Annotated in this window: 21 protein-coding genes, 4 tRNA genes and 1 pseudogene; 4 read left to right on the forward strand and 22 right to left on the reverse strand. The window is 62.4% G+C overall.

All coding sequences use genetic code 11. The features are described from left to right. Positions 1–144, forward strand: a pseudogene (locus HP547_RS04530) (terminase); the annotation flags it as partial. A gap of 17 nt (positions 145–161) precedes the next feature. On the opposite strand, the gene HP547_RS04535 reads toward HP547_RS04530, so the two are convergent. The 3 genes from HP547_RS04535 to HP547_RS04545 form a co-directional block, all read right to left on the reverse strand. Then, positions 162–959 (reverse strand): acyl-CoA thioesterase II, encoded by a 798-nt coding sequence (locus HP547_RS04535; RefSeq protein WP_172285613.1) that lies wholly within the window; start codon positions 957–959, stop codon positions 162–164. A 77-nt stretch (positions 960–1036) separates the two neighbouring features. Further along, positions 1037–1816: a CHAD domain-containing protein gene (locus HP547_RS04540; RefSeq protein WP_172285614.1), complete on the reverse strand. Its 780-nt coding sequence runs from the start codon at positions 1814–1816 to the stop codon at positions 1037–1039. A 14-nt stretch (positions 1817–1830) separates the two neighbouring features. Beyond that, complete coding sequence (locus HP547_RS04545) at positions 1831–2109, reverse strand: hypothetical protein (RefSeq protein ID WP_172220705.1); 279 nt, start codon at positions 2107–2109, stop codon at positions 1831–1833. 176 nt (positions 2110–2285) lie between these two features. Between HP547_RS04545 and HP547_RS04550 the strand changes: the two genes are divergently transcribed. Continuing rightward, positions 2286–3326, forward strand: a complete 1041-nt coding sequence (locus tag HP547_RS04550) for a patatin-like phospholipase family protein (protein ID WP_172285615.1) — start codon at positions 2286–2288, stop codon at positions 3324–3326. Between the two features lie 72 nt (positions 3327–3398). Here the strand turns inward: HP547_RS04550 and HP547_RS04555 are convergent, their stop codons facing one another. The 11 genes from HP547_RS04555 to HP547_RS04605 all read right to left on the reverse strand — a co-directional run bounded on the left by HP547_RS04555 (position 3399) and on the right by HP547_RS04605 (position 13226). Then, the gene (locus tag HP547_RS04555) at positions 3399–5270 is read right to left on the reverse strand and encodes a SurA N-terminal domain-containing protein (protein ID WP_172220699.1); all 1872 of its coding nucleotides are present in this window, start codon (positions 5268–5270) and stop codon (positions 3399–3401) included. 181 nt (positions 5271–5451) lie between these two features. Further along, on the reverse strand, positions 5452–5724 hold the full coding sequence (locus HP547_RS04560) for an HU family DNA-binding protein (protein WP_172220696.1): 273 nt from the start codon (positions 5722–5724) through the stop codon (positions 5452–5454). Positions 5725–5876: 152 nt separating this feature from the next. Next, positions 5877–8273, reverse strand: coding sequence for an endopeptidase La (gene lon / locus HP547_RS04565; RefSeq protein ID WP_172220693.1), 2397 nt, complete (start codon positions 8271–8273; stop codon positions 5877–5879). 163 nt (positions 8274–8436) lie between these two features. Continuing rightward, positions 8437–9720: an ATP-dependent Clp protease ATP-binding subunit ClpX gene (gene clpX, locus HP547_RS04570; RefSeq protein ID WP_172285616.1), complete on the reverse strand. Its 1284-nt coding sequence runs from the start codon at positions 9718–9720 to the stop codon at positions 8437–8439. 108 nt (positions 9721–9828) lie between these two features. Further along, positions 9829–10470 carry an ATP-dependent Clp endopeptidase proteolytic subunit ClpP gene (clpP, locus tag HP547_RS04575; RefSeq protein ID WP_027593952.1) on the reverse strand — a complete coding sequence of 214 codons (642 nt, stop codon included), beginning with the start codon at positions 10468–10470 and terminating at the stop codon, positions 9829–9831. A 90-nt stretch (positions 10471–10560) separates the two neighbouring features. Further along, entirely contained in the window at positions 10561–11874 is a 1314-nt protein-coding gene (gene tig, locus HP547_RS04580; RefSeq protein ID WP_172285617.1) for a trigger factor, read from the reverse strand. A 247-nt stretch (positions 11875–12121) separates the two neighbouring features. Further along, the gene (locus tag HP547_RS04585) at positions 12122–12421 is read right to left on the reverse strand and encodes a DUF6388 family protein (protein ID WP_172220684.1); all 300 of its coding nucleotides are present in this window, start codon (positions 12419–12421) and stop codon (positions 12122–12124) included. Positions 12422–12775: 354 nt separating this feature from the next. Then, a tRNA-His gene (locus tag HP547_RS04590) sits at positions 12776–12851 on the reverse strand. Positions 12852–12895: 44 nt separating this feature from the next. Next, positions 12896–12980, reverse strand: a tRNA-Leu gene (locus HP547_RS04595). A gap of 52 nt (positions 12981–13032) precedes the next feature. After that, a tRNA-His gene (locus tag HP547_RS04600) sits at positions 13033–13108 on the reverse strand. Between the two features lie 41 nt (positions 13109–13149). Next, a tRNA-Arg gene (locus HP547_RS04605) sits at positions 13150–13226 on the reverse strand. A gap of 270 nt (positions 13227–13496) precedes the next feature. On the opposite strand from HP547_RS04605, the gene folD reads away from it, so the two are divergent. Beyond that, the gene (folD, locus tag HP547_RS04610; RefSeq protein ID WP_172220681.1) at positions 13497–14351 is read left to right on the forward strand and encodes a bifunctional methylenetetrahydrofolate dehydrogenase/methenyltetrahydrofolate cyclohydrolase FolD; all 855 of its coding nucleotides are present in this window, start codon (positions 13497–13499) and stop codon (positions 14349–14351) included. A 161-nt stretch (positions 14352–14512) separates the two neighbouring features. Here the strand turns inward: folD and HP547_RS04615 are convergent, their stop codons facing one another. The 6 genes from HP547_RS04615 to HP547_RS04640 are packed head-to-tail and all read right to left on the reverse strand — an operon-like array spanning position 14513 to position 20432. Continuing rightward, entirely contained in the window at positions 14513–16252 is a 1740-nt protein-coding gene (locus tag HP547_RS04615) for an ABC transporter substrate-binding protein (protein ID WP_172220678.1), read from the reverse strand. A gap of 39 nt (positions 16253–16291) precedes the next feature. Next, positions 16292–16564 (reverse strand): DUF2160 domain-containing protein, encoded by a 273-nt coding sequence (locus HP547_RS04620; protein WP_172220675.1) that lies wholly within the window; start codon positions 16562–16564, stop codon positions 16292–16294. 12 nt (positions 16565–16576) lie between these two features. Then, entirely contained in the window at positions 16577–17377 is an 801-nt protein-coding gene (locus HP547_RS04625) for a carbohydrate ABC transporter permease (RefSeq protein ID WP_172220672.1), read from the reverse strand. Between the two features lie 3 nt (positions 17378–17380). Further along, positions 17381–18244, reverse strand: a complete 864-nt coding sequence (locus HP547_RS04630) for a carbohydrate ABC transporter permease (protein ID WP_172220669.1) — start codon at positions 18242–18244, stop codon at positions 17381–17383. Then, on the reverse strand, positions 18241–19338 hold the full coding sequence (locus HP547_RS04635) for an ABC transporter ATP-binding protein (RefSeq protein ID WP_172220666.1): 1098 nt from the start codon (positions 19336–19338) through the stop codon (positions 18241–18243). The genes HP547_RS04630 and HP547_RS04635 overlap by 4 nt, the downstream gene beginning before the upstream one ends. After that, positions 19338–20432 (reverse strand): ABC transporter ATP-binding protein, encoded by a 1095-nt coding sequence (locus tag HP547_RS04640; protein ID WP_172220662.1) that lies wholly within the window; start codon positions 20430–20432, stop codon positions 19338–19340. Before HP547_RS04640 ends, HP547_RS04635 begins: the two co-directional genes overlap by 1 nt. Before the next feature lie 223 nt (positions 20433–20655). On the opposite strand from HP547_RS04640, the gene HP547_RS04645 reads away from it, so the two are divergent. Next, positions 20656–22395 carry a sigma-54-dependent Fis family transcriptional regulator gene (locus tag HP547_RS04645; protein ID WP_172285618.1) on the forward strand — a complete coding sequence of 580 codons (1740 nt, stop codon included), beginning with the start codon at positions 20656–20658 and terminating at the stop codon, positions 22393–22395. 24 nt (positions 22396–22419) lie between these two features. Here the strand turns inward: HP547_RS04645 and HP547_RS04650 are convergent, their stop codons facing one another. Together HP547_RS04650 and HP547_RS04655 are read right to left on the reverse strand one after the other, a co-directional pair. Continuing rightward, the gene (locus HP547_RS04650; RefSeq protein WP_172285619.1) at positions 22420–24108 is read right to left on the reverse strand and encodes a bifunctional diguanylate cyclase/phosphodiesterase; all 1689 of its coding nucleotides are present in this window, start codon (positions 24106–24108) and stop codon (positions 22420–22422) included. A gap of 13 nt (positions 24109–24121) precedes the next feature. After that, positions 24122–24837: methyl-accepting chemotaxis protein (locus tag HP547_RS04655; protein WP_256676256.1), on the reverse strand; the 716-nt coding region annotated here is incomplete at its 5' end.

Below are 24837 nucleotides of genomic sequence, written 5' to 3' on the forward strand. Positions count from 1 at the left end.
GAGGCCGAGCAGCCCGAGCCGTTCGCCAATCGCCAGGACGCCGTGAAGCGGCTGCTGACCGAGCAGTTCATCACCTTTCCGCGCTTCGTGCTGAGCGGGAGCTGGTGGAAAGCCTGGCGGGAGCGGCACAAGCACCGCGATTGACTGCAGCAGTAGCGGGCTCAGGCAAATACGGTCACAGTCTGCCGGCTCAAGGCCAGCAACTCGCCCTCGGCCGTCCACAGGGCTGCTGCAGCATGTCCATAGCCGTCTCGCGCATGCTCCGTTTCTACGCAATAACGGCACCAGTCCAGTGTGGACAGCGTCGGCGTGGGCTGGATGAACTCGATGGTCCAGGTCAGTGTGCTGCCCGCCGCAGGCTGCTTCAGAAATGGCATCAGGCTCGGCGGCCAGGCATCGACCAGCGCCAGCAGGTGGGCCTCCGTGACCTGTTCCTCGGCTACGTCGCGCAAGCGCACCCAGCCGCCCATCTTGCGCGACTGATTGCCACTGAACGGTAACCCGCCCACCGCCCAGCGTAACGCCACATGCCGCATGAACTCCGGGGTTACGCCTTTGATATAGGGCAGTTCGGGGGCCGCCTCGTCGAGGGCTTTCATGTCCATGGCCGGCAGCGCCGATACCTCAACCGTGGAAGGCCGCCCTGCCCCGAAGTTACCCTGTACCAGGGTCACCACCTGGCCTTCCTGAACGGCGCGGCCCAGCAAGGTACTGACCGCCTTGCCTTCACGCAGCACCTCCACCTCGAAACGGATTGGCACATCGGCCGCAGCCGGCGCCACGAAACTGATGGCCAGCGAGCGCACAGGGCGGCTGTCGGAGAGTTTCAGGCGCATGGCTTCATAGACCATGGCCGCCATCAGCCCGCCAAAGGCCGCCCGGCCCTGAGCCCAGCTGGGTGGAACGCTGACCGACTCGGGGCTGGCGCGCACGGCGTCGAGCAGTTGATTGAAGTTCATAGGCCGGCTCCTGCCTGCAGCGAAAAAGGTCTGCCCATCCTAGCCAGCAAACGCCTGGCGATCAGCCCGCATATCGGTCATTTGTCGGGCTGGCGCCGCGCCAGTGCCTGTTGCAGGGCATCCAGCGTCACATCCGACTGACGCTCGGCTTCGTGCAGTTCTCGCTCCCAGGCCACTTTGCACGGCGCCAGGTCGGCATGGTCGCGCACTTGCAGCAACCATTGCAGGCGGTCATGCCAGTCACCCAGGTCACCCTGAGCCTTTTTCAGTAATCGCTGCAGCTTATTGCCGGCATGGTCGAGCTGCGGGTAGGCCTCATCACCATAACGCGCGCGCTTGATCAACAACCGCAAGCGGTGGCGATGGTGGGCCGGGTCCTGCAAGGCGTGGTGCAATTTGCGCCACTGCTTGACCAGGCGTTTGTCGATACGCTTGTCGAGTGACTTGACCAGGCCCTCGCGGCCCGCCGCACGCAGGAACAGCGGAAACGCGTCGACGATTGCCAGCACCTTGGTAAGTTGGGGGCTGGCAGCAACACTGGCAAAGGTCCTGCCACGCCCTTCCAGGCGTCGCTGTCCGGCTCCGGTGTAACCACGCCCCAGTAGCTCGGCCGCGAGCACCTCGCGGTCACGCAACGGCGTGGTCAGGGTACCCAGCGAACTGGCGGCTTCCTCCAACTGCTCCACCCCGGGCAACCCGCGCAATGGCCGCAGCAGGCTGCGCAGGCGCCGCAGGGTGGTGCGCAGATCGTGCAAGGCCTCGCTGTCAGTATCGGCGGCCAGGCGCTCCCTGCAGGCCAGCAGACGGACTTGCAGGGCCAGTACCTGGGCAACCACGTGATCGAGCATGGCAGACATCAGACGCTCCTTGGTCAGCGCCCGGCGCGCGATTCACGAATGTAGAAACGCGCCTTCTCGGCCTTGCGGGTACAGCTTTCGTAACCTTCGAACTGCTGCTGGGTCTTGGCCCCGGTCAACAGCGACAACGCCTTGGAGTAACTCACGGCACCGGCAAAGCCTTCGGACTTGGCCAGGTCCAGCTCCTTCCAGGCGGCATCCAGCTGGGTTGCGCAACTGTCCCGGTAGGCCGTCTTGCCCGCACAGCCAGCAAGGGCCAAGGCAATCAGTGGAAGGCAGATCCAAGCTTTCATCGGTGACACCTCAAAGGTAAAAAGTTGGCGATTTGACGCCCCTGCTGTTGAAAAGTGCCCTGATCGGCTGCTTCACTTGGCCAGCATTATCACAGTAGCTCAGTGCGATCTACATTGAAGCACAGGTGGCGATAGGTGCATTGTAGGACCATGGTTGCACTGGCCGGGGAATGTTCATGAGTAAACGCGTTGCACTGGTACTGGGGTCGGGCGGTGCCCGGGGGTATGCACACATTGGCGTGATCGAAGAAATCGAGCGACGCGGCTATGACATTGCCTGCGTAGCGGGCTGCTCCATGGGCGCGGTGATTGGCGGCATCTATGCCGCGGGCAAACTGGAGCATTACCGCAACTGGATCGAGAGCCTCGACTATCTGGATGTACTGCGCCTGGTCGATGTCAGCTTTCGCCTTGGCGCCATCCGCGGCGACAAGGTGTTCGGGCAGATCCGCAAGATCGTCGGCGAGATCAACATCGAGCAACTGCGCATTCCCTACACGGCGGTTGCAACCGACCTTACCAACCAGCAGGAAATCTGGTTCCAGGAAGGCTGCCTGCACCAGGCCATGCGTGCCTCGGCAGCCATTCCCAGCCTGTTCACGCCGGTCATGCAAGGCAACCGCATGCTGGTCGACGGCGGCATCCTCAACCCGTTGCCGATCGTGCCGGTGGTGTCCAGCCATTGCGACCTGATCATCGCGGTCAACCTCAACGCCACCAACCAGAAGCAGTATCAGCTGCCGGTGATCGAACGCCCGGCGGCGTTCAAGATGCGCTTCGATGCCTTGCTCAGCTCGCTGGGTTCGCGCTTGCCGTTCCGGCGCAAGCCGGCAGAGGAACTGATCCGCATCGAACAGGAAATCGTCGCCGAAGGGCTGGCACCGCCCAGCCCCTGGTTGAGCGATGCCGCCGACCCGGACACTCAGCAGCCGGCGGCGGCACCCGAGCGCGAGGGCGCGCCGAAATCGGCGACCGGCTCGTTCATCATCGACAACGTCGGGCCCGCCTCACTGCTGGACCTGATCAACCAGAGCTTCGAGGTCATGCAGACCTCGCTTGCGCAGTACAAGATTGCCGGCTATCCACCGGATGTGCTGATCAACGTGCCCAAGCGCGTGTGCCGGTTTTTCGAGTTCTACAAGGCACCGGAGCTGATTGCCCTGGGGCGGGAGATTGCGCGGGATACGCTGGACAGTTATGAAGGGGTGAAACGCTAGAGCCAGCCTGCACTGGCGACAGAAACGACACAGGCCGCACTGGGCGGCCTGCTTCTTCATGCAACGATCACCTTAGTAACGGGTGATGTCCGCATTGGCTTCCAGCTGTTTGCGGAAGGCCGCAAAGTCTTGCTGGCCAGCACGCGACGCGAGGTAGCGGCGGATCTGCTGCTTCTCTTCGTCGGTGGCGGTTGCGCCTTCGTTGACACCCTTGAGCTGCAACACCACCAGGCTACCGTCACGCAGCACGACGCTGCCGTACACCGGCTTGTCCTTGGCTTGCGGCTTGTTCAGGCGGAACAGCGCCTGCAGTTCGGCCGGGTCGATACCGTCCTCGCCCCGGGTGACGGCTTCATAAGCCTTCCAACCCTGCCCTTCGTGCACGCTACCTGGTGCGATGGAGCCATCACGCAGGCCGGCAATCAGCTTGTCCGCCTTGGCCTTGAGCTCGGCTGTCGCCTTCTCCTTGGCCAGGTGTTCGCGGATGCTGCTGGCCACGGCTTCCAGCGGCAGTTGCTCAGGCTTGCGGTGCTCCTTGACGCGCAGCACCACGGTGGTCTCCGGGTCGAGCTCGATGGCGGTGCTGTTGGCAGCCTCATCCAGCACTTCTTCGGAGAACGCCGCCTGCACCACCGAACGGTTGGCAGTGATGCCTTCACCACCCTCGCGGCCGAAGGCTGCAGAGGTGTGCACTTTCAGGTTCAGGTCCTGAGCCGGCTGGCCCAGGTCGGAAGCCTCGTAGGCGGCATCCTGCAGCTGCTTGCTGGCGTCGACGTAACGCTGCTCGACCAGCGGGGTTTTCAGATCGCGGGTCAGCTTGTCCTTGAGGCTGGCGAAGCTTGGCACTTCCGGCGCCTGCACGCCCAGCAGCTTGATCAGGTGGTAGCCGAACTCGGTGCGTACCGGCGCCGATACCTGGCCATTTTGCAGCGTGTACAGGGCATCTTCGAACGCCGGGTCGTAGACCCCCGGGCCGGCGAAGCCGAGGTCACCACCGCTATTGGCCGAACCTGGATCCTGGGAGAACTCCTTGGCCAGTGCGGCAAAGTCTTCACCTTTGGCCAGGCGCTGCTCGATCTCTTCGGCGCGGGCTTTGGCCTGGGCGTCGGTGACCTTGTCGTTGACCTCGATGAGGATGTGCGCCGCATGGCGCTGCTCGGCGAGGTTGGCGATTTCCTTCTCGTACTGGGCCTTGAGTTCCTCGTCGGTCACCTTGACCTGGTCGAAGAACGCCGACTTCTTCAGTTCGATGTAGTCGATCACCACCTGGTCAGGCGACATGAACTCCTTGGCGTGCTGGTCGTAGTGCGCCTTGATCTCTTCGTCGCTGACCTTGACCGCAGCCGGATCGGCCTTGAAGGTCAGCGATGCGAAGTCACGGGTCTGCTTTTCCAGGCGGGCAAAGGCATCGACCTGCTGGTCGGTGACAAAGCTGCTGCCAGCCAGGCCGGTGCGCAGCTGGCCGATGAGCATTTCTTCAGCGAGCATGTCGCGGAACTGCATGCGGCCATAGCCCATCTGGCGGATGACCTGGTCGAAACGGTCGGCACTGAACTTGCCGTCCACCTGGAATTCCGGCGTCTGCAGAATCACCTGATCCAGCGCAGCCTCGGAGAAAGCGAACTTGGCATCTTCGGCGCCTTGCAGCAGCAACTTGCGGCTGATCAGCCCCTTGAGTGCCTCTTCGCGCAGCAATTTGTCATCCAGCAGCGCCGGATCGAAGTCCTTGCCCAGTTGTTGTACAAGCTGGCGGCGCTGCATGTCGGCCGCCTGGCTCAGCTCATTCTGGCTGATGGTCTGGCCGTTCACCTTGGCGGCGTCCTGGCTATGGGTGGCGGCCTGGAAAATAGCTTCGAAACCGGTCAACGCCATCAATACGACGATAAGGCCGATGATGGTCTTGGCAATCCAACCTTGTGAATTGTCCCTGATATTTTGCAGCATGCGTCCCCCAGAAACGGCTGTACCACTGCGTCGACAACCGCGGAGCGTGGGTAGAAACCTGATAAAAGAAAGGCGCATCCGAGGATGCGCCTTTACTTAGCAAACGTGTCAGGCGGGAACGTTTGCGCCCCGCCTTCACCGTGCTCGGACCTGGCCAGGCCGGGTCCGGCTGAAAGACGACTTAGTTGACGGCGTCTTTCAGGCCTTTGCCTGCCTTGAAACCTGGAACCTTGGCAGCTTCGATCTTGATGGCCTTGCCGGTTTGCGGGTTACGGCCAGTGCGCTCGGCGCGATCCTTGACCGAGAAGGTACCGAAGCCAACCAGTACGACGTCGTCGCCTGCTTTCAGGGCACCGGTCACGGAGTCAATTACTGCGTCCAGCGCACGGCCAGCTACAGCTTTCGGGATGTCAGCAGATGCGGCGATAGCGTCAATCAGTTCCGACTTGTTCACTCTAAGTCCCCTTATTTCTCTATTGAGTTTGTTTCTAAGTATGTAATGAAAAGCTTATGAAACGTGCGCTGGGTGGCTTGAAGACAATAGCGTGCCGCTTTATAGCAAGGCCCCGAAAAAACTGTCAAGGAAAGCCCCCCAGCCAAAAACTACTAATGCGTGCTGATTCTTTCCTTAGCATCGCCGTCGCGCTTTTCATCTTTCGCGACAATCTCCGGAGCCACATCTGGCAAGGGCTCCGGGGCGTATTGCAGCGCAATTTGCAGGACTTCGTCAATCCATTTGACCGGTTTGATCTGCAGATCCTGTTTGATATTTTCCGGAATCTCCTTCAGATCGCGAACATTCTCCTCCGGAATGATCACCGTCTTGATCCCGCCACGGTGTGCCGCCAGCAGTTTTTCCTTCAACCCGCCAATGGCCAGGACTTGGCCACGCAAGGTGATTTCGCCGGTCATGGCCACGTCGGCACGTACCGGAATCTGCGTCAGCGCCGACACCAGCGCGGTGCACATGCCGACACCGGCACTTGGACCGTCCTTCGGCGTGGCGCCTTCGGGCATGTGGATATGCACGTCGCGCTTCTCATGGAAGTCGGCGGCGATGCCCAGGCTGCGTGCGCGGCTGCGCACCACCGTCTGCGCGGCAGTGATCGACTCCACCATCACATCGCCCAGCGAACCGGTCTTGATCAACTGGCCCTTGCCGGGGATGACCACGGCTTCGATGGTCAGCAGTTCGCCGCCCACCTGGGTCCACGCCAGGCCGGTGACCTGGCCGATCTGGTCCTGCTGCTCGGCCAGGCCGTAGCGGAACTTGCGCACGCCCAGCAGGTGTTCAAGCTGCTCGCTGGCGACCTTGACCTTGACCTGCTTCTGCCCGGTGTGTTCCTTGACCACCTTGCGGCAGACCTTGGCGATTTGCCGCTCCAGGCCACGCACACCGGCTTCGCGGGTGTAGTAGCGGATGATGTCGCGGATGGCCGATACGTCGACCTCCAGCTCTTCCTTCTTCAAGCCGTTGGCCTTGACCTGCTTGGGCACCAGGTACTTGACCGCGATGTTGATCTTCTCGTCCTCGGTGTACCCCGGCAGGCGGATGACCTCCATCCGGTCGAGCAGCGCCGGCGGGATGTTCATCGAGTTCGAGGTGCACAGGAACATCACGTCCGAGAGGTCGTAGTCGACTTCCAGGTAGTGATCGTTGAAGTTGTGGTTCTGCTCCGGGTCGAGCACTTCGAGCAGCGCCGAGGCCGGGTCGCCACGCATGTCGCTGCCCATCTTGTCGATTTCGTCGAGCAGGAACAGCGGGTTGCGCACGCCAACCTTGGTCATCTTCTGGATCAGGCGACCTGGCATCGAACCAATGTAGGTGCGGCGGTGACCACGGATTTCGGCCTCGTCACGCACACCGCCCAAGGCCATGCGCACGAACTTGCGGTTGGTGGCGGCAGCGATCGACTCGGCCAGCGAGGTCTTGCCGACACCAGGTGGGCCGACCAGGCACAATACCGGGCCACGGATCTTCTTGACGCGCTTCTGCACCGCGAGGTACTCGAGAATGCGCTCCTTGACCTCTTCCAGCCCGTAGTGGTCGGCGTCGAGGATTTCCTCGGCCTTGGTCAGGTCCAGGCGTACCTTGCTCTGCGCCTTCCACGGCACCTGCACCAGCCAGTCCAGGTACGAACGCACCACGGTGGCTTCGGCCGACATCGGTGACATCTGCTTGAGCTTGTTCAGCTCCGCCTGGGCTTTGGCCAGGGCATCCTTCGGCAGGCCGGCGGTTTCGATGCGCTTTTTCAGCTCTTCGACTTCGTTGTGGCCTTCGTCGCCATCGCCGAGTTCCTTCTGAATGGCCTTCATCTGCTCATTCAGGTAGTACTCGCGCTGGCTGCGCTCCATCTGCTTCTTGACCCGGCCACGAATGCGCTTTTCAACCTGCAGCAGGTCGATTTCGGCATCCAGCAGCGCCAGCACGTGCTCGACACGCGTCGACAGGTCGACGATTTCGAGAATTTCCTGCTTCTGCTCGATCTTCAGGGCCATGTGCGCGGCCATGGTGTCGACCAGGCGCCCGGGCTCATCGATGCTGTTCAGCGAAGACAGGACTTCGGCAGGCACTTTCTTGCCCAGCTGAACGTACTGTTCGAATTGCGAAAGCAAGGTGCGTACGAACACTTCCGACTCGCGCTCGGCGGCGTCAGTTTCGTCGATCAGGGACACTTCGGCACGAATGTGTCCTTCTACTTCGGTGAAATTTTCGACGGCGCCACGCTGCTCGCCCTCGACCAGCACCTTCACGGTGCCATCCGGCAGCTTCAGCAGCTGCAGCACGGTGGCAATGGTACCGACGCGATACAGGGCGTCCTCGCCCGGATCGTCATCGGCCGGGTTCTTCTGGGCCAGCAGAAGAATCTGCTTTTCGCCCGTCATCGCTGCCTCGAGAGCTTCGATGGATTTTTCGCGCCCCACGAACAGCGGGATAACCATGTGCGGGTAAACAACGACATCGCGCAATGGCAAAAGAGGCAAGTCGAGGGTTGTCTTCATGATTTCGCCTCTACAACGGCCCTATGGCCGGAAACCGGTGGAAATGATGCTTGGACCTAATGTGGGGGCACGCCTGGGAAATTACAAGCGCTAGCGCAGGAAAAGCAGAAAGGGGCCCGTAGGCCCCTTCTTGCTTGCAACCGGAAACCGGCCATTGCCTGAATCAGGCGTCTGGCGCGGCCTTGGCTTGTGGCTCGCTGTTCTCGTAGATCATCAACGGCTGCGAGGTGCCTTCGATGACGCTCTCGTCGACCACCACCTTGCTGACATCCTTCTTCGAAGGGATCTCGTACATGGTGTCGAGCAGCACGCCTTCAAGGATCGAACGCAGGCCACGGGCGCCGGTCTTGCGCTCCAGGGCCTTGCGGGCAACGGCCTTGAGTGCATCGCTGCGGAACTCGAGGTCGACGCTTTCCATCTCGAACAACTTGGCATACTGCTTGGTCAAGGCGTTTTTCGGCTCGGTGAGGATCTGCATCAATGCAGCCTCGTCCAGCTCATCGAGGGTCGCCAGTACCGGCAGACGGCCGACGAATTCCGGAATCAGGCCAAACTTGACCAGATCGTCCGGTTCGACCTCACGCAGGGACTCGCCGACCTTCTTGCCTTCTTCCTTGCTGCGCACTTCAGCGCCAAAGCCGATGCCACCTTTGGTGGAACGGTTCTGGATGACCTTTTCCAGGCCCGAGAACGCACCACCGCAAATGAACAGGATATTGCGGGTATCAACCTGCAAGAACTCCTGCTGCGGGTGTTTGCGGCCACCTTGCGGCGGCACCGAGGCGACAGTGCCCTCGATCAGCTTCAGCAGCGCCTGCTGCACGCCCTCGCCCGAAACGTCACGGGTGATGGACGGGTTGTCCGACTTGCGCGAAATCTTGTCGATCTCGTCGATGTAGACAATGCCCATCTGGGCCTTTTCCACGTCGTAGTCGCACTTCTGCAACAGCTTCTGGATGATGTTCTCGACGTCCTCCCCCACATAACCGGCTTCGGTCAGGGTGGTGGCGTCAGCAATGGTGAACGGTACGTTCAACAGGCGTGCCAGGGTTTCGGCGAGCAGGGTCTTGCCCGAGCCGGTCGGCCCGATGAGCAGGATGTTGCTCTTGCCCAGTTCGACTTCGTCACCCTTCTTGTCACGCTGGTTCAGGCGCTTGTAGTGGTTGTACACCGCTACGGCCAGCACCTTTTTCGCGCGCTCCTGACCAATTACATACTGGTCCAGGATGCCGCTGATTTCTTTCGGCGAAGGCAATTTGTGCGCGCTGCTCTCGGCCTGGGCTTCCTGCACCTCCTCACGGATGATGTCATTGCACAGGTCGACGCACTCGTCGCAGATAAATACCGAGGGCCCGGCAATCAATTTGCGCACTTCGTGCTGGCTTTTGCCGCAGAAGGAGCAATAGAGCAATTTGCCGCTGTCCTCGCCGTTACGGGTGTCAGTCATTCGATCGATCCAATCCGGTAGGCTTGCAACACAAGATGAAGGCAATTGCGGGCTTTTTCAAGTCCGCAGGTAGGCGCTTTCGGCGCCTGCCTGCTCTGGCACCCCGGTTCAGGAGGCCAGTTGCCGCTTGTCGTAGACCGAGTCGATCAGGCCGTACTCGGCCGCGCGCGAGGCGCTCATGAAATTGTCACGCTCGGTGTCGCGCTTGATGGTCTCGAGGTCCTGGCCGGTGTGGTAGGCCAGCAGCTCGTTCAGACGCGCCTTGATATTGAGGATTTCCTGGGCGTGGATCTCGATATCGGTGGCCTGACCCTGGAAGCCGCCCAGCGGCTGGTGGATCATCACGCGCGAGTTCGGCAGGCAGTGACGCTTGCCTTTGGCACCGGCAGTCAGCAGGAAGGCGCCCATGCTGCAGGCCTGGCCGATGCAGATGGTGGAGACGTCCGGCTTGATGAACTGCATGGTGTCGTAGATCGACATGCCAGCGGTAACGGAACCGCCCGGCGAGTTGATGTACAGATGGATATCCTTGTCCGGGTTTTCCGCCTCGAGGAACAGCATCTGCGCAACGACGAGGTTGGCCATGTAGTCTTCGACCGGGCCAACCAGGAAGATCACTCGCTCCTTCAACAGGCGCGAGTAGATGTCGTAAGCGCGTTCGCCACGGGCGGACTGCTCGATAACCATCGGGACCAGGCCGCCTGCGGCCTGGATGTCAGAGCTCTGCTGAATATAAGAATTGCGGGACATGTCCTGCGCTCACTCCCAAATAGTCATGGCTTGAATACGCACAAGCCAGCGCGAAGGCTGGCTTGTGGAGTTTCCTACGAGAGAAACGTATTACTCGGCTTCGGCAGGTGCCTGGGCTGGTTTTACGGCTTCTTCGTACGAGACCGACTTGTCGGTCACAGTCGCTTTCTGCAGAACAGTATCTACAACTTGTTCTTCCAGCACAACCGAACGGACTTCGTTCAGCTGCTGGTCGTTCTTGTAGTACCAGGAGATGACCTGCTCAGGCTCCTGGTAAGCCGAGGCCATTTCTTCGATCATCTCGCGAACCTTGGCGTCGTCCGGCTTCAGCTCGAACTGCTTGACCACTTCGGCAACGATCAGGCCCAGCACCACACGGCGCTTGGCTTGCTCTTCGAACAGCTCGACTGGCAGCTGTTCTGGCTTGATGTTGCCGCCGAACTGCTGAACAGCCTGCACGCGCAGACGGTTGACTTCATTTTCCAGCAGGGCTTTCGGCACTTCGATCGGGTTGGCGGCCAGCAGACCGTCCATGACCTGGTTCTTGACCTTGGTCTTGATCGCCTGGCGCAGCTCACGCTCCATGTTCTTGCGAACTTCGGTGCGGAAACCTTCCAGGGTCGATTCCTTGATGCCGAACTGGGCGAAGAATTCTTCGTTCAGCTCTGGCAGCACAGGCGCCGAAACGCTGTTGACGGTGATGGTGAACTCGGCAGCTTTGCCCGCCAGGTCCAGGTTCTGGTAGTCCTCTGGGAAGGTCACGTTGACAACGCGCTCTTCGCCAGCCTTGGCGCCAACCAGGCCATCTTCGAAGCCAGGGATCATGCGGCCGGAACCCAGCACCAGCTGGGTACCCTTGGCCGAACCACCGGCGAACACTTCACCGTCGACCTTGCCGACGAAGTCGATGTTGACCTGGTCGTCGATCTGCGCAGCACGCTCGACGGCCTCGAAGCGGGTGTTCTGCTTGCGCAGGACTTCGAGCATGTTGTCCAGGTCGGCGTCAGCCACTTCAGCGCTCAGGCGCTCGACGTTGATCGACTCGAGGCCGGCAACGGTGAACTCCGGGAACACTTCGAAGATGGCGACGAATTCCAGGTCCTTGCCCTTTTCGAAGGACTTCGGCTCAACGGCCGGGGCACCTGCCGGGTTCAGCTTCTGCTCGACGATGGCTTCGTAGAAGGAAGCCTGGACCAGGTCACCGAAAGCCTCTTGACGGGCGTCAGCTTCGAAACGCTGACGGATCACGCTCATCGGTACCTTGCCAGGACGGAAGCCTGCAACCTTGGCGCGACGGGCAGTCTGCTGCAGACGCTTGTTGACTTCGTTCTCGACGCGCTCGGCCGGAACGGCGATGGTCATGCGGCGCTCGAGAGCGGAAGTGTTTTCAACAGAAACTTGCATGGATATTCCTCGTTGCACAGACGTTAGCCGGCGTTAGCCCGACTCCAGAATCAAGGGCAAGCATTCTAGTGAGTCGCGCTGCAGAAGTCACCCCACTCGGGACGACGGGAAACTACGCCGGTCGATTAACTTTCAAGGCCCGCACGGGATGCCGCCGAGCCTGCCTCAATTGGGGCTGCAGGCCGCGCCGGGCGGCCTGTCGCCGAAATACCTTGTCAAACAACTGCCAACCCCGAATTCGCCTCCTTTATTGAGGGTCGATTTCGTTGAACTGGCAGTATTCTTCCCACTCCATCCCCAGCGCCTCGGCCACCTCGCGGTGGGTCTCCAGGCGCATGGCCTGCAGCTGTTCCGGGGTTTCGGCGATCAGTTGCAGCGCCAACTCCCAGGGCTGCAGGCCCTGCTCATCGGCCGCATCCTCGAACGCCCACTCGATCTGCCGGGCCTGCTCACGCGCATCCAGCCCGCTGATTTCCTCGAGCAGCTGCGGGTTGGCTTCGGCAAAACGCTGCAGTGCCAGGGCCTGGCGGGCTTCTTTTGCGATCATTGGGCGGTTCCTCTGCCGGGCAACTGGGCCGGTGTTTCAACCGGCTGAAATCTATCAGGTTTTATTGGGGTGCCACTAGGGGATTGCAAGGGGGAAATGATGCGTTTGGGCTTACAGGGGATCGGCTTGGGTTTGGCAGCACCTGTGAGATCGAGCGCCGCCCGCGCGGCCCTTCGCAGCACAAGGCTGCTCCATTTGTTTCGGGCCAATGCGGCCTGTGCCAATTGCGCGCGACCGCCTTGTCATTCCAACTCGATATCTCGACGGGCGCCAGGGGCCGAGCCCCACTTCAACCACCCAAAATCCAAAACAAAAAGGCGCCCGGTCTTTCGACCAAGGCGCCTTCTAAAAATATGGGGTGGACGATGGGAATCGAACCCACGACAACCGGAATCACAATCCGGCGCTCTACCAACTGAGCTACGCCCACCATATTGCAGTGCTGCGGTGTTGCGGTACAACCTTACAGAAGCATGGTGCGGACGAAGAGACTCGAACTCTTACAGCTTGCGCCGCTGGAACCTAAATCCAGTGTGTCTACCAATTTCACCACGTCCGCGTAACGCTTAAAACAAAGGCGCCAGATACTATCGAGGCGCCTTTGAAGAATATGGGGTGGACGATGGGAATCGAACCCACGACAACCGGAATCACAATCCGGCGCTCTACCAACTGAGCTACGCCCACCATATTGCATTACCGCCTACTTGCTTGCCAATGCCGCCTAATGGCGCACCCGGCAGGACTCGAACCTGCGACCATCCGCTTAGAAGGCGGATGCTCTATCCAGCTGAGCTACGGGCGCTTAAGCTTGAAGTCTAACCGAACAAGAACTTGGCAGATAACTGCCAAACCACTCATTCTGCCCGACTTAGCCAACCAGTGCTAGGCTGTGCCCGACAAGTGCGGCGAATCTTATAGGCGACCCCGAAAGTCGTCAACACCTTTTTCAAAAAAATTTAAATTATTTAAGGGGTTAGGGGATTTGCCCGACCACCCGCCTTTGCCCTTGGCGCGGGTCGTGCGAGAATACGCCCTCTTTATTGTTTCCTTCTCGATGGTTAATCACGCGTCTATGACTGCACACCTAATCGATGGCAAGGCGATCGCCGCCAGCCTGCGCCAGCAGATCGCTCAACGTGTCGTGGAGCGTCGCCAGCAAGGCCTGCGTACGCCGGGCCTGGCGGTGATCCTGGTCGGCACCGACCCCGCCTCCCAAGTCTATGTCTCGCACAAGCGCAAGGACTGCGAAGAGGTCGGCTTCATTTCGCAGGCGTTCGACCTGCCCAGCGAAACCACGCAGCACGCCCTGACCGAGCTGATCGATCGCCTCAATGATGACCCGGCCGTCGACGGCATCCTGCTGCAACTGCCCCTGCCCGAGCACCTCGATGCCTCGCTGCTGCTCGAGCGCATTCGCCCGGACAAGGACGTCGACGGTTTCCACCCGTACAACATCGGCCGCCTGGCCCAGCGCATCCCGCTGCTGCGCCCGTGCACCCCGAAAGGCATCATGGCCCTGCTGGAAAGCACCGGCCAGGACCTGTACGGCATGGACGCGGTCATCGTCGGCGCCTCCAACATCGTAGGCCGGCCGATGGCCATGGAGCTGCTGCTGGCCGGTTGCACCGTGACGGTATGTCACCGCTTCACCAAGGACCTGGCCGGCCACGTAGGGCGCGCCGACCTGGTGGTCGTGGCTGCCGGCAAGCCGGGGCTGGTCAAAGGTGAGTGGGTGAAGGAAGGCGCCATCGTCATCGACGTGGGCATCAACCGCCAGGAAGATGGCAAGCTGGTCGGCGACGTGGTCTACGAGACCGCCCTGCCGCGCGCGGGCTGGATCACGCCGGTGCCAGGCGGCGTCGGGCCAATGACCCGGGCGTGCCTGCTGGAAAACACGCTGTATGCGGCGCAAGAGCTGCACAAGTAATACCGCGTGAAGTGAAAACGGCACCTCTGGCAGGTGCCGTTTTTTTTGCCCGTTTTTTTTGCGTGGTTGTGCCGGCCTCTTCGCGGGTAAACCCGCTCCCACAGGGATATCACTGTGGGAGCGGGTTTACCCGCGAAGAAGCCAGCGCGGTATTCAGCCGATCACTTCCTGGCCGCCTCCCACGACTTCAGCAGTTCGTTGTAGCTGACCGTCTCGCCTTTGGGCTTCTCGTTGGCCAGCTTGGGCTTCGGCGCACCGGGCTGGTCGAACCAGTACTGGGCATCCTTCTCCGGGTTCAGCTTGGGCGCACAGGTGGCCTGGGCGTTGGACCGCTGCAGGCGCTCCATCATACGGTCCTGGTCGCGGGCCAGGCCATCCAGGGCTTCCTGCGGGGTCTTCTCGCCACTGGCCACCTCGGCGATGTGGCTCCACCACAGCTGCGCCAGGCGCGGGTAATCCGGCACGTTGGTGCCGGTGGGCGTCCACTGCACCCGCGCCGGGCTGCGGTAGAACTCCACCAGCCCACCCAGCTTGGGCGCCAGGTCGGTCATGGCCTGGGAGTTGATGTCCGACTCGCGTATCGGGGTGAGACCGACGATGGTCTTTTTCAGCGATACGGTCTTCGAGGTGACGAACTGGGCATACAGCCACGCCGCCAGACGCTGCTTCTCGGGCGTGGACTTGAAGAAGGTCCACGAGCCGGTGTCCTGGTAGCCCAGCTTCATGCCCTCCTCCCAGTACGGGCCCTTCGGCGACGGCGCCATGCGCCATTTCGGCGTGCCGTCGGCATTTACCACGGGCAGCCCAGGCTTGGTCATGTCCGCGGTAAAGGCGGTGTACCAGAAGATCTGCTGGGCGATGTTGCCCTGGGCCGGCACCGGGCCGGCCTCGGAGAAGGTCATGCCCTGGGCTTCCTTGGGCGCATAGGCGCGCATCCAGTCCACGTATTTCTGGGTGGCATAGACGGCGGCCGGGCCGTTGGTGTCGCCGCCCCGGGTCACGCTGGAGCCCACCGGGTGGCAGTCCTCCACGCGAATACCCCATTCATCCACCGGCAACCCATTGGGCAGGCCCTTGTCGCCTCCGCCGGCCATCGAGAACCAGGCATCGGTGAAGCGCCAGCCCAGCGATGGGTCTTTCTTGCCATAGTCCATGTGACCATAAACACGCTTGCCGTCGATTTCCTTGACGTCTTCGCTGAAGAACCTGGCGATGTCCTCGTAGGCCGACCAGTTCACCGGTACGCCCAGATCGTAGCCGTACTTCTCCTTGAACCTGGCTTTCAGCTCGGGCCGTTCGAACCAGTCGGCACGGAACCAGTACAGGTTGGCAAACTGCTGGTCGGGCAGTTGGTAGACCTTGCCGTCAGGTGCTGTGGTAAAGGAAATGCCGATGAAGTCCTTCAGGTCCAGGGTCGGCGAGGTGTAGTCCTTGCCTTCGTTGGCCATCAGATCGGTGATCGATTCCACCTTCCCGTAGCGAAAGTGCGTACCGATCAGGTCGGAGTCATTGACCCAGCCGTCGTAGATGTTCTTGTCCGATTGCATCTGGGTCTGCAGTTTTTCCACCACGTCGCCTTCCTGCAGCAGGTCGTGGGTCAGCTGGATGCCGGTGATCTCGCTGAACGCCTTGGCCAGCACCTTGGACTCGTATTCGTGGGTTGTAATGGTTTCCGAGACCACGTTGATCTTCATGCCACGGAACGGCTCGGACGCCTTGATGAACCACTGCAACTCGGCCAGCTGCTGTTCAGGGGTAAGGGTCGATGGCTTGAACTCGCTGCCGATCCATTTTTTTGCCGCATCTTCGTACTGGTCGGCCCAGGCAGTGCCCTGCACGCTGGCCAGTACCAGCAATGCGGCCAGGGTCAAATGTCGCCTGTTGTGCTTGTTATCGAACATTGTGATCTCCCGTTTCAGTTATCCCACAGGGCCATTCGCTCAGCCCCAGCGCAGCACCACCAGCAGCCAAGCCAGCGACAGCAGCGAGGCCACCCACAATGGCCACTCGCTGACACCGACCACCAGCAGATGCAGGTAGGCGCTGGCCAGCAGGCCGATGAACAGACGATCACCCCGGCTGGTGACCAACGGCAGAAAGCCCCGCCGCTGCACACAGGGTCGGCGCAGTTCGAGCAGGGTCATGCCCAGCAGCAGCATGCCAACGGCGGCAAAAAACAGCGCCGTCGGCAGGGTCCAGGCCATCCACTCCATGGGTTTCCCTCCTCACACCCGGCCCAGGGCAAAGCCCTTGGCCACATGGTTGCGTACAAACCAGATCACCAGCATGCCGGGCAGAATGGTGAGTACCCCCGCCGCTGCCAGCACGCCCCAGTCGATGCCCGAAGCCGACACCGTGCGGGTCATCACTGCGGCAATCGGTTTGGCATTCACCGAAGTCAGGGTGCGCGCCAGCAGCAGCTCGACCCAGGAGAACATGAAGCAGAAAAACGCCGTGACGCCGATGCCGGAGCCAATCAAGGGAATGAAGATCTTCACGAAGAAGCGCGGAAAGCTGTAGCCGTCGATGTAGGCCGTTTCGTCGATTTCCTTGGGTACGCCGGACATGAATCCTTCCAGGATCCACACCGCCAGGGGCACGTTGAACAGGCAGTGGGCCAAGGCTACGGCGATATGGGTGTCGAACAGGCCAATCGACGAGTACAGCTGGAAGAACGGCAACAGGAACACCGCCGGCGGCGCCATGCGGTTGGTCAACAGCCAGAAGAACAGGTGGCGGTCACCCAGGAAGCGGTAGCGCGAAAAGGCATAGGCCGCCGGCAGCGCCACCAGCAGCGAAATCAGCGTGTTCAGGCACACGTAGTACAGCGAGTTGAGGTAGCCGTTGTACCAGCTGGCATCGGTGAAGATCACCCGGTAGTTGTCGAGGGTAAACGCCTGCGGCCATAGGGTGAGGCCGCCGAGGATCTCGGTGTTGCTTTTGAACGACATGTTGAGCAGCCAGTAGATCGGCACCAGCAGGAAGAAGAAATACAGCAGCAGCGCCAGCGATTTTCGTGTGCTCACGGCCTACTCCTTGTCGGCATGGGTCATGGCTGTGTAGAACAGCCACGACACCAGCAGGATGATCAGGAAGTACACCAGCGAAAACGCCGCCGCCGGGCCCAGGTCGAACTGCCCCACGGCCATGCGCGTGAGAGTCTGGCTGAGGAAGGTGGTGGCGTTGCCGGGCCCACCGCCGGTCAGCACGAAGGGCTCGGTGTAGATCATGAAGCTGTCCATGAAGCGCAGCATCACCGCGATCAGCAGCACGTTCTTCAGCTTGGGCAACTGGATGTGGCGGAACACCGCCCAGCCCGAGGCGCGGTCGATGCGCGCGGCCTGGTAGTACACGTCGGGGATCGCCCGCAGCCCCGAGTAGCACAGCAATGCCACCAGCGAAGTCCAGTGCCACACGTCCATCACCAGCACGGTGAGCCAGGCGTCGAAGGGGTCGCCGGCATAGTTGTAGCTGACCCCGAGCTTGGCCAGGGTGGCGCCGAGCAGGCCGATATCAGCGCGGCCGAAGATCTGCCAGATGGTGCCCACCACGTTCCACGGGATCAGCAACGGGATGGCCATGACGATCAGGCACACCGAGGCCATACGCCCTCTGGTGGGCATGGTCAGGGCAATGCCGATGCCCAGTGGAATCTCGATCAGCAGCACGCAGGCGGAATAGATGAACTGGCGCAGCAGCGCGTCGTGCAGCGCCGGATCGCGCAGCACCTGGCGGTACCAGTCGGCGCCGACGAAATAGCGGTTGGACTGGTCGAAGATGTCCTGCACCGAATAGTTGACCACCGTCATCATCGGCACCACGGCACTGAATGCCACCAGCAGGAACACCGGCAGCACCAGCCACCAGGCTTTGTTGTTGTGCACCTTGTTCATGGCCCTGGCTCCAGCAGCAGGTCATCGACATACAGCATCAGCCACTGCGCCGGCAGGCTGACCCAGGCCCGCCCCTCCGGCAGCGGGCGGTCTTCGTTCAAGCGCGCTTTCAGCGCCACACCGCCCAGTTCCAGCGTGACGATGCGGTAGGTGCCCAGGTCCTCGACATCCAGCACCTGGGCCGGGTAGGTGTTGTCGAGCGGGCTGTCCCACAGCTGCACGAACTCGGGCCGGATACCGACCTGCAAGCGCCCGCCTGCAGTGCTCGCCAAGCGTTCTCGCAGGCCGTCGGGCAGCGGCAGATGAACATCGCCGAACACCACCCCTTGGGCGTCGGCGCGTACCTCGATCAGGTTCATTCCCGGGCTGCCGATGAAGTAGCCAACGAAGGTGTGCCGCGGCCGCTCGAACAGTTCGCGCGGCGTGCCGAACTGGACGATGCGCCCGCCGTGCATCACCGCAATCTTGTCGGCGAAGGTGGAGGCCTCCAGCTGGTCGTGGGTGACATAGATCATGGTGATGTTGAACTGCTCGTGGATCTGCTTCAGCTTGCGTCGCAGCTTCCACTTCAGGTGCGGGTCGATCACCGTCAGCGGCTCGTCGAACAGGATCGCCGACACATCGTCGCGGACCAGGCCACGGCCCATGGAAACTTTCTGCTTTTCATCAGCGCTGAGGTTGCGCGCCTTCTTGCGCAGCACGGCTCCCAGGTCGAGTACCTCGGCAATTTCCGCTACCCGGGCTCGCACCCGGGGTTCGTCCAGCCCCTGGTTACGCAACGGGAACGCCAGGTTGTCGAACACCGTCATCGTGTCGTACACCACCGGGAACTGGAAAACCTGGGCAATGTTGCGCGCCTGCGGCGACAGCTGATTGACCGGCTTGCCGTCGAACAACACCTCGCCATGGGACGGGGTCAGCAGGCCGGAGATGATGTTGAGCAAGGTGGACTTGCCGCAGCCCGACGGCCCGAGCAAGGCATAGGCACCGCCCTGCTCCCACACATGTTCCAACGCATGCAAGGCATAGTCCGCCTCGCTGGCAGGGTGGCGGCTATAGCTATGGGCCAGTTGGCGCAGGCGAATTTCGGCCATCACCCTCTCCTTGTCTGGCGCAGGCCGGGTGCCTGCACCAGCGCACCGGTGCTGTCGAAGACGAACAGCTTGTGGGTGGGGATGAACACGCGGATCGCCGTGTCCACCTGGTATTCGTGCACCCCGGGCAGGTGCAGGATCATTCGCCAGTGTTCGTTGCGCACATGCAGGAAAGTCTCCGAGCCACTGATCTCGGCCAGCTCAACCGACACCGCCAGTTCCAGGTCGTCGTCGTGGGCCGGCACCAGGGTGATATGGCTGGGGCGCACGCCAAAGCGGTAGTCGCCCTCGCCAAGCTGCTGCAAGTCGGCACTGCGGGCAAAGTGCACCGCCTGGGCCAGGCTCACCTCATTACCGCTGATTCGGCCAGGCACCAGGTTGATCGGCGGCTCGGAAAACAGCTCGGCGGCCAGCACGCTGCCAGGGCGCTGATAGACCTCGGCGGTGGGCCCGCTCTGGACGATACGGCCCTCGTGCACCAGGGTGGTGGTGCCACCCAGCGCCAGCGCCTCGTTGGGCTCGGTGGTGGCGTACACGGCGATGCAATGGCGCGCCGCAAACAGCTCGCGCAATTCCTGGCGCAGACCCTCGCGCAACTTGTAGTCGAGGTTGACCAAAGGCTCGTCGAAGAGGATCAGCGAGGCATCCTTGACCAGCGCCCGGGCCATCGCCGTGCGTTGCTGCTGACCGCCGGACAACTCCAGTGGCAGGCGCTGCAGGTAGGCTTCGATACGCAGCATCTCGGCGGTTTCCTGCACCCGCCGGCGAATCTCCGCTTCGGCCATGTGCGCCTGGCGCAACGGCGAGGCAATGTTCTCGTAGACACTGAGGGTCGGGTAGTTGATGAACTGCTGATACACCATCGACACATTGCGCTGGCGCACCGGCACGCCGGTCACGTCCTGGCCATCCATCAATACACGCCCGCAGTCCGGGCGGTCGAGCCCGGCCATCAGGCGCATGAGGCTGGTCTTGCCGGCCAGGGTGCGGCCCAGCAGCACATTGAACGACCCAGGCTCGAAACGCAGTGAGGCATCGACGACCCAGGCCTGGTTGTCGACGCTGCGGCTGACTTGCTCCAGCACCAGGGACATGGCGTGGCCTTTCTGTAGTTGTTGTCTGCCGGGCACAGCCAGTTCCGTGCCAGTTGCGCCGCGCCGCTCTGGCCCGGGGCGAACGCGGCAAGCCCGGCAAATCACCGGTTCACAAGTGAACACAATGGCTGCACAACTGAACACTCGCCGGTTTGACAATGAACACTCGTGCACAACACTGAACAGCGGTCGGCCCATGACAATAACCACACAGGACAGGCCCATGGACGCATCCGCTTCGACCCATTCCCAGCTGATCCAGGCCTCCTGGGTCCGCTGCCGTGAACACGGTCTGCAACCCCAGCACGCACCGGACTTCGACTGCCTGAGCCGCGCCGAACTCGGTGCCCTGCTGGAGCGGCGTCAGGCACTCCTGCGTCTGACTCGCGAGGAGGTGCTGCCGCAATACACGCACCTGCTGGGCAACGCCAGCTACCTGGTGATGCTGGCCGACGCCAGCGGCTGCCTGCTCGACACCTGGGGTTCGCGGCGGTTCATCGAGCCACGCCAGCAGCATGGGTTCAGCGCCGGCGCCCATTGGCACGAGCGTGGCGTGGGCACCAACGCCCTGGGCACCGCATTGGTCTGCGCCGAAGCGATCCACGTTGGCCAGGACGAACACTTCCTGCGGCAGAACCGCTACCTGTCCAGCGCCGCCGCCCCGCTGTTCGACGCCGCCCGGCGATTGGTGGGGGGGCTGGACGTGGCCAGTGACGGCTACCTGCCGGCCAGCCAGACACTGGGCCTGGTGCGCATGATGGGCCAAAGCCTGGAAAACCGCCTGATCCTCGCCGAGCACGCCGACCAGCACGCGCAACTGCTCTTCAACAGCGCCTCCGACAACCTCGACAGCCCTTGGGCCGGCCTGCTGGTGTTCGATGAGCGCGGGCAGGTGCTGGCCGCCAATCACCGGGCCGACAGCCTGCTGGGCAGCAACCCGCTGCAGCAGAACATCGAGCAGTTGTTCCAGTTGCCCCTGCAGCACTTGCTCAGCCATCCGCGGCAACAGGCCTTCGCCCTGCAGGCCACCGGGCGCAACCGCTTTCATTGCCTGTGGCAGCCCCCACGCACGGCCACTTCCCGCTGCAAAGGCGAGCCGCGCCTGGAAAAGGCACTGACCCAGGCCGGACTGCTGCTGGAAAAGGACATCCCGGTGCTGGTACAGGGTGAAACCGGCGTCGGCAAGGAAGTGTTCGTCAATGACCTGCACCGCGCCAGCAGCCGCGCCAACCAGCCCCTGGTCGCCGTTAACTGTGCGGCAATCCCGGCCGAGCTGGTGGAGTCGGAGTTGTTTGGATACGACAAAGGGGCATTCACCGGTGCCCACCACAAGGGCAATCCGGGGCTGATCCGCAAGGCCGACCACGGCATCCTGTTTCTCGACGAGATCGGCGACATGCCACTGCCCACCCAGGCCCGCCTGCTGCGCGTACTGCAGTCGCGCAGCATCCAGCCGCTGGGCAGCGGCGAACCGGTGACGGTGGATATCCGGGTGGTGTCGGCAAGCAACCGCGACCTGGCCGACGAGGTGCGTGCCGGGCGCTTCCGCCAGGATCTGTACTACCGCATCGCCGGCCTGGCGCTGGTGTTGCCGCCACTGCGCGAGCGCGCTGACCGGCGGGCATTGATAGAGCAGCTGCATGCGCGCTACCGCGACCCAGGGCAACCTGCGCGGCTGCCAGCGGGCATTATCGACCTGCTCGACCAGCACCCTTGGCCGGGTAACCTGCGTGAACTGGGGAGTGTGCTGCAGGTAGCGCTGGCCTTGGCCGGCAACGCCCCGGTCGGGCTGGAACACCTGCCCGCGGGTTTTCTGGCCGAGTCGCAGGTGCCGGTGGTGCTTGCGACCGAGGGTGAGGACTTGCAGGTGCTGGTGGCACAAGCCGATGGCAACCTGTCGGCGGTGGCACGCAGGCTGGGGATCAGCCGTACCACGCTTTACAAGCGGCTGCGTGGGGGCTGATGATCTGGCGGCAAACCCGGCAACTCAACACTCGCGCCATTGCGCCGGCTGCCGGTAAGCCTGCGCCCAGGCCTCCACCTCAGACGCCGGCATCGGCCGGGCTATGCAGTACCCCTGCGCCAGCTCGCAACCCAGGCCCATCAGCACCCGGCCGTGCTCGACACTCTCCAGCCCCTCGGCAATCACCTCACGGCCAAATGCCCGGGCCAGGCCGATCACCGCTGCAGTCAGCGCCAGGTCGTCCTGGTCATGCAGGATGTCGCGCACGAACGACTTGTCGATCTTGATCGTCTGGGTCGGCAAACGCTTCAGGTAGCTCAACGACGAATAACCGGTGCCGAAGTCATCCAGCGAAAAGCACACGCCCAGTGCACGGCAGGCATCGAGGCAGCGGCTGACGTGCTGCAGGTTGTCGATGGCCACCGACTCGACGATTTCCAGATCCAGCCGCGCCGGCGCCACCTCGGGGTACGCCGCCAGCAGTTGCTGCAAACGTTCGGCAAAGTCGCTGCGCTGCAAATGCCGTGCAGCAATATTCACGCTCAGTGACCAAGACCGGCCCTGGCGCTGCCAGGACTGCAATTGGTGCAGCGCCTGTTCGAGCACCCACTCGCCGATTTCGACGATCAGGTCGGTCTGCTCGACCCAGGGCAGGAAGTCGCCGGGTAGCACCAGCCCATGGCCGGGCCGTTGCCAGCGCAGCAGGCCCTCGAAGCCGAGGACCTGGCCCGTGCGCAGGTTGACCTTGGGCTGGTAGTACACGCACATCTCACCGTTGTTCAGCGCCCGGCGCACATGCGCCACGGTCTGGTGGGTGGCCTTGAGCTCCAGCTCCTGGGACACGTCGAACAGGTGATAGCGGTTGCGCCCGCGCTGCTTGGCCACGTACATCGCCTGGTCGGCATGGCGCACCAGGGTGTCAGCGTCTTCGTCATCCTGGGGGTACAGGGTAACGCCGATGCTGGCACTTAGCGCCAAGGTCTGTTCGCGCACCTCATAGGGCGCCGCCAGTGCGCGCAGCACCCGACGCAGGGCCCCATGCAGATGGCGGTCGTCATTCATATCGCGCAGGATCAGCACGAATTCATCCCCCGACAACCGGGCCACGGCATCACCGCCACGCAGGATGTTCTTCAGCCGCTGCGCCACCTCCATCAGCAGCAAATCCCCCATGGCATGCCCATAGCCGTCATTGACCGCCTTGAAACCATCAAGGTCCAGCATGCATACCGCCAGCGGGCTGTGCTCCTGGCGCGAGTATGCCAAGGCCTGGTTCAGCAGTTCGGACAGGTAGGCACGATTGGGCAGACCGGTGAGCACATCATGGCCCACCCGCCACTGCAAGGTATGCAGCAGCTGGCGCTTCTCGGTGACGTCGAAGCGGATCGACACGTACTTGCGCACCTGGCCGGTGGCTGGGTCGACCAGCGGCACCATGGTGCTGTCCACCCAATACAGCGACCCGTCCTTGGCGCGGTTGCAGATCTCGCCCTTCCATACCCCGCCCGCAGCCAGCGCCCGCCACATGCCAACGAAAAACGCCGGCTCGTGCAGGCCGGAGTTGAGGATGCGGTGGTTGGCGCCCAGCAGTTCTTCGCGGCTGTAGCCCGAGATGCTGCAGAACTGCTGGTTGACGTAGGTGATGTTGCCCCGCAGGTCGGTTTCGGAAAAAATCGCAGCCGCATCCACGGCCGCGCGGTAGTTGTCATCCATAAAGCATCCTGCCTTAGCGGTTGAAGCGCTCCACCAGGGCACGCAATCCGGCGCACACCTGCTCCAGTTCGGCGCCACGCGAAGCGGCGGCGTTGGCGCTGCTGGCGCTGTGCCGGGCAATGCCGGCCACGCCATTGATCTGCCGCGAAACGTCTTCGGCCACTGCCGATTGCTGCTGCGAGGCCGTGGCCATCTGCTGGCTCATGTCGCTGATACGCTGCACCGCGTCACGAATGCCATGCAGTGCCTGCCGGGCCTCCTGCACCTGGGCAACGCCCTGCTCGGCCCCGATGATACCTTGGCTGGCAATTTCCACAGCCTCCTCGGCACCACTGCGCAGGGCGTCGATGATGGCCTGGATGTGCAAGGTCGACTGGCGGGTCTTGTCGGCAAGTGCCCGCACCTCATCGGCGACCACGGCAAAACCGCGGCCATGCTCGCCCGCACGCGCGGCCTCGATGGCCGCGTTGAGCGCCAGCAGGTTGGTCTGCTCGGCAATGCTGCGGATCATCCCGGCGGCGTCGGCGATGGCGCCGGTCTGACCAGCCAGGTGGCTGACCGCCTGGTTGATCTGGGTCACGGTGCTGGCCAGGGTGCGGATGGCCGCGCCACTGGCATCGGCCACCTGGCTGCCCTGCGCCGCCAGCAGGTGCGCGGTGTGCGCCTCGGCGGCAGTCAGCTGTACGTGGTTGGCCACCTGGCCGATGGAAACAGCCATCTGGTTCATCG

This window comes from Pseudomonas sp. CM27 (assembly GCF_013179515.1).
In the GTDB taxonomy this organism is placed as follows: domain Bacteria; phylum Pseudomonadota; class Gammaproteobacteria; order Pseudomonadales; family Pseudomonadaceae; genus Aquipseudomonas.